The following is a 3,350-nucleotide window of genomic DNA, read 5'->3' on the forward strand; positions in this document are numbered from 1 at the left end:
TAACTAAACTGAAAACTCAATTATTTTGTAAAGGATGTGCAATGAAAATGAAAAAATATTTGGCAGAATTTCTAGGTACCTTTATGCTTGTGTTTTTAGGAACTGGTACAGTAGTTGTTGCTAAAGGTGGTACGTTAACAATAGGTTTAGCATTTGGTTTAGCGATCACGATCATGGCTTACGCGGTAGGAGGTATTTCTGGCGGAAACTTCAATCCTGGTGTCTCTATTGCCATGATGATTAACAAACGCTTAGCAGTGAAAGATGGGATTTTTTATATTATCGCCCAAGCGTTAGGCTCAATTGCAGCTTCAGCAATTATATACATTTATGTTCATGCGCTAAAATTACCTAGCGACGGCTTTGGTCAAACAGATTTCCCTAAAATCAGTGCTGCTCAAGCATTTGGTGTCGAAACACTGATTACTTTCTTATTCGTATTCATCATTTTGATGGTAACCAGTGAAAAATTTGGTAACGCACAAATGGCACCGCTAGCGATCGGTATTTCATTGGCGTTCTTGATTATCGTAGCATTAAACTTAACAGGCGGTTCATTAAATGCAGCCCGCAGCTTAGGACCAGCGCTCTTTGCTGGCGGCAGTGCATTATCTCACTACTGGGTTTACTTATTAGCACCAACAGTGGGTGCGATTATTGCAGCTTTTGTTGCTAAATTTATGGGCAGCGAAGAAAAATAATTTTTGAACGAAGACGGTCAATGTGATCGTCTTTTTTGATTTTAAAAAAATTGAATAAAGAAAAGAGCAGAGTGATCTGCTCTTTTTTCAAAGATAATTTAGAGTGCCTTCTCAATTTTTGAACGATGATAAATAGAGTATCCGACGACAAATAAGTAGGCTACGACTAAAGGAATTAGGACGTTAAAAGAAACTTCCATCAGTGCAAAAGTCAGCAGTAAAGCGGAGTACACATACAGCATCATATCAAATCCTTTTGCTTTAGCCATATTTCCAATCATGACGTTTCGTTCATCTTTTGTGTCAATTTCAATTTGTTTAACTAATTTAGGATTGTTTTCAATCGATTTTTTACTGATATATTCACCAAAACCATTTCCAAATAACCCGCATCCTAGACCGATGCAAAGGTAGGGCAGTGTTCTCATGATGTTTTGTGGATCGTCAATCGCTTTTATTAAGTAAAATCCTATGAGTACTAATATCAAACCTAATATGGCAATAAGCAGCTCTTTTGTTTTTTTCATTTTTAATCCTCCTCGTAAATAAAAATTTCTTCGATCGTCATATCAAAATACTTGGCAATTTTAAAAGCTAGCACAATAGACGGGTTGTAACGATCATTTTCCAGAGAACCAATTGTTTGTCGCGATACTTCTAAGGCAGTCGCCAAATCTTCTTGTTTGATGCCTCTTTCTTTGCGAATTTCTTCTAAACGATTTTTCATTTGGGACCTCCTTACGGAAAGCTTGCTTTACATATACAGTATAAAGGATAAATCCGATCATGTAAAGTAGGCTTTCCATTTCCGAAAAAAGCAATAAAAAAAGATCGAATCAACCTATTTTGTGATTCGACCTTGATTTTAAAGTTGTTCTGAAACTGTATCGGGTTGTTTCTTACGATAGCTGAAGAGAATAATTAAATAAATACATGCAGTGAAAAGTGTTACACCAATCGGGTTATTCATGAGGATTCCGACAAAAATCAACCCTAGTACTAGAATTACTAATCCGCTGAAGAATCGCTCCACCTTCGTTCCTTTCTTCATAGCTAGAACAAATGCTGCTACACTGATCAATAACCATGTTAATAATACTGAGTATGACAACGAACCGACTAAGTAATTAAATAGTTTGTTTCCTAGAAAGTAAGACAAAATGACACCAAGATAAAGCGTGCCGGTACAAAACAAGACTGCTCGTTGCGGAACTTGATGTTTGTTCAACACAGCAAGTTTAGCAGTAAAGCCACTATTATCTTTTACTCGGAAGTATAGCGTTCTAGAGGATGCATAGACTCCCGAGTTAATAGAAGAAAATAGCGCCAATACAATAACGAAATTCACAATATCAGTAGCAAAAGGAATATGCATTTTTTGAAAGACCATTACAAATGGACTGGCTGTTGTTGCAGCTAAAGTATCCCAGCGATAAATAATCAAAAGCAGGATCATTGGCACGATATAAAATGAGATGATTCTTCCCATAACACCTTTGATTGCTTTAGGAATCGCGGTTTTAGGATTTTCTGTTTCACTAACTGTAATAGCGATCAATTCTGATCCGCCATAGGAATAAATCACGACTAAAAGAGAATTCACCAGACCTTGCAGGCCATGGGGAGTAAAACCGCCATGGCTGTTCATACGAGAGATCGTATCTATCCACCCAATGTTAAAAATTTCATGCCCGACAAGATAAGCGCTAAAGACAATCAGGATAATAATGACTGCGATTTTGATAAATGCCAGCCAATACTCTGTCTCAGCGAACAAACGAACTGAATACAGATTAATGAGAGTGGTTAATACTGCTAGAATCAAAACAAAGATCCAAGAAGGGACATGGGGGAACCATAATTGTAAGAAGCTGGCAGCAGCCACAGCTTCGGCGATAATGTTTACCATCCATAACGACCAGTACAACCAGTCAATAAAGTCTGCAGTACGTTCGCCAAGAAATGGTTTGATGATTCCAGATAGACCTTGAACATTGTCGCTGCTTAAAACTAAGCGGCCCAAACCATTCATCACGATGAAAAGAACCAAACCGCCAAGCAAAAAGGCGAGGATAACAGAAGGTCCAGCAATGCCGATTGCTTCACCGCTTCCTTTGAATAGGCCAGCACCGATTGCACCTCCAAGCGCCAACATCATAATGTGGCGTGAAGTCATTTGTTTTTGTAATTTATTTTCCATAGAACTGCCTCGTTTCTAAATTGAGCGAATAATTTGTAGATTTGAAATATTCTGATAATTATCCATCAATAATCTGTCTCTTATACACATCTAGATGTGTAAAATCAGTTTGATAATAGGCAATTGAATCTTTCTATAATTCAGAGCGCCTTAATTGAAATTAAGGAAGATACATCTTTAGATACTTATCTTGATGTTGAGCTTAAGTGGTTTAAGTTTAAAACTGAAGAAGGGTATCGAGAGTTTGTTTTGGTGCCTAGTAAATGGAATATCCCTAATTTTGATAATCTAGAATTTCAGGAAACTGATTCAGATTTTAAATTGATGGTGCAAGGAATTTCTGTCGGTGATTATGTGGAATTCGAAGATGAATCAGTTGTTCTAATAGAAGAAAAACCGCTCTCAGTTTTTATTATACACAGAGTAATGACTGTCTCTTATACACATCT

General features: G+C 37.1%; 5 protein-coding genes. 2 read left to right on the plus strand and 3 right to left on the minus strand.

The window, feature by feature from the left end:
- Positions 1–47 precede the first annotated feature (47 nt).
- Positions 48–701, plus strand: coding sequence for an MIP/aquaporin family protein (locus tag A5875_RS02090; protein ID WP_371853787.1), 654 nt, complete (start codon positions 48–50; stop codon positions 699–701).
- 98 nt (positions 702–799) lie between these two features.
- Here A5875_RS02090 and A5875_RS02095 read toward each other — a convergent pair whose 3' ends face one another.
- The 3 genes from A5875_RS02095 to A5875_RS02105 form a co-directional block, all read right to left on the minus strand.
- Positions 800–1,228, minus strand: a complete 429-nt coding sequence (locus A5875_RS02095; RefSeq protein ID WP_088932079.1) for a hypothetical protein — start codon at positions 1,226–1,228, stop codon at positions 800–802.
- A gap of 2 nt (positions 1,229–1,230) precedes the next feature.
- Positions 1,231–1,428 (minus strand): helix-turn-helix transcriptional regulator, encoded by a 198-nt coding sequence (locus A5875_RS02100; protein ID WP_088932080.1) that lies wholly within the window; start codon positions 1,426–1,428, stop codon positions 1,231–1,233.
- A gap of 138 nt (positions 1,429–1,566) precedes the next feature.
- Positions 1,567–2,901, minus strand: a complete 1,335-nt coding sequence (locus A5875_RS02105; protein ID WP_088932081.1) for an amino acid permease — start codon at positions 2,899–2,901, stop codon at positions 1,567–1,569.
- A gap of 123 nt (positions 2,902–3,024) precedes the next feature.
- On the opposite strand from A5875_RS02105, the gene A5875_RS23965 reads away from it, so the two are divergent.
- Positions 3,025–3,350, plus strand: a 326-nt coding sequence (locus A5875_RS23965; RefSeq protein WP_217809339.1) for a hypothetical protein, incomplete at its 3' end; no start/stop codon positions are given.

This window comes from Enterococcus sp. 3H8_DIV0648 (assembly GCF_002140655.1).
GTDB classification, from domain to species: domain Bacteria; phylum Bacillota; class Bacilli; order Lactobacillales; family Enterococcaceae; genus Enterococcus_A; species Enterococcus_A hulanensis.